General features: G+C 36.3%; 1 protein-coding gene. It reads left to right on the top strand.

The features are described from left to right. Nucleotides 1-279: 279 nt before the first annotated feature. Nucleotides 280-1,882, top strand: a 1,603-nt coding sequence (locus BBROOKSOX_RS10480; RefSeq protein ID WP_306821352.1) for an FISUMP domain-containing protein, incomplete at its 3' end; no start/stop codon positions are given.

The following is a 1,882-nucleotide window of genomic DNA, read 5'->3' as shown; positions in this document are numbered from 1 at the left end:
TGATATTATTGAAAGATCTTGTCAGGCTTGGAATGAAATACTAAGTGAGGATGGTTTTATTAAAAATTTGTGTAGTAGGGAGTGGAGTTTTTTAGTTTAGTTGTTTTTTGAATTTTGTATAATTAGTTATTTACCGAGTTTTTGGTGGAAAATTTGCTATTTTATGGGCTTTATAAATTATATTGGGTTAATGCAGGGGGGGCTTTATCAGGTATCATTAACCAACTAAAAAGTTGTACTATGAAATTTGAATTTAGGTTTATTTATTAGGAATTAATTATGCAAACAATCAAAGTGTCAACAATCGGTTTACTGATTTACTTATTATCTGCTGGTAATATACTAGCAACGCCGTCTGATACTTTTTCTACTCAGTCAGATTCTTTGTCCAATTTAACGAATCCTAATCCTAATCTGAATGCCAACCTCAATCAATCTAATTCCTCAAAGCCTCTTGTTTTTACCCCTGATTCCAAGGTAACACCAAGCGAAAACCCTGATGTTCTAAAAGCCTCAGAAATGTTTGTAGATGAAGTTTTTAGCAAAACTACCTTATTTTTGAAGTTTGTTAAACATCTGCGTGTATCGCTAACATTAAACGACAATCTTCAAACACTTCAAAGCTTCTTAACCAGTAAATGTAGCCCTTGCAAGGTAAAAACGGTCGCTGCTGAGTTTGAAAAAAGAAAGGCTAACAATTTATTTTTCTGGGTTGGAGGATACCCTACTAATTTAACATACGACAATGGCAAAAAATCAATAAAAATTTACATAACAAATGCAGCTAAATCCATAAATGGCAAGGTAACCGACCGATCTGTTTTTATCAATGGAACACCAGTTTACAATGTAACCTTTAAAGATAGACGGATGACTTGGGATTACAACACTGATTCATTACAACCTAATCATTCTAAAGGCGACATTGTTTTTATGGGGGTTTTTGCCAATGTGTATATTGGCAATAAGTTTTCTGGCACGCTAGAGATTAAGAGTAATATTACAGGAAAGAAAGAAAGCTATAAAATAATAGGCTTTGCTCGTGTTTCAATATCAAAATCCAAGGCTAATAAAGACGGGGATGACAAAAACAAAGATGGATCTGACAAAAACAAAGACGGCTCCGACAAAAACAAAGATGGATCTGACAAAAACAAAGATGGATCTGACAAAAACAAAGATGGATCTGACAAAAACAAAGACGGCTCCGACAAAAACAAAGATGGATCTGACAAAAACAAAGACGGCTCCGACAAAAACAAAGATACTATTAATTCCCATGATTACCACAAAGAGATGTCAGTTGGTTTTGCCAAGTATAAAACCAAAGTGTTTGGCGAGCAACTATGGACTGTTGAGAATATGCGTCATTATCCAAGTGCCGCCCCCATGAAAGGTGTTCATGCCAAAGATGAGGATCTCAAGTTTTATAATTGGAACGCAGCCATGAACACTAAAACCAAGGCAGGATCGCAAGGAATATGTGCATCTGGCTGGCGCATTCCAACAGATGCAGATTGGAAAAAATTAGAAGGCTACTTTTACATGAGCCAAGCACAGCAAAACAAAAATAATGCGTATCGAGGCAAAGAGCAAGCCGCATTACTCCATGAAGGTAGCTTTAACGCTGAATTGCTAGGTTTCTACCAAGATGGTGAAATGAAGAAAGTAGGAGAAGAGACTTATTTTGTGAGTTCTACTAGTACTAGTGCTGGTGCTAGCGCCAAAGACAAAGATACAACACACTTTATTGGCCGTAAAATAGCACCTGTGCCAATACTCCCTAAGCGTTTTGTGTTAATTAAACAATCACTTCCAGGTGTATTGGCAATAGGCGAAGTAGAGGTAATTAGCAATGGTGTGAATGTTGCATTACACAAGT

Source organism: bacterium endosymbiont of Bathymodiolus sp. 5 South (genome assembly GCF_900128535.1).
Classification (GTDB): Bacteria; Pseudomonadota; Gammaproteobacteria; order PS1; family Pseudothioglobaceae; genus Thiodubiliella.
The sequence above is the reverse complement of the archived record's forward strand: the minus strand, read 5'-3'. Positions and strand labels throughout refer to the sequence as shown.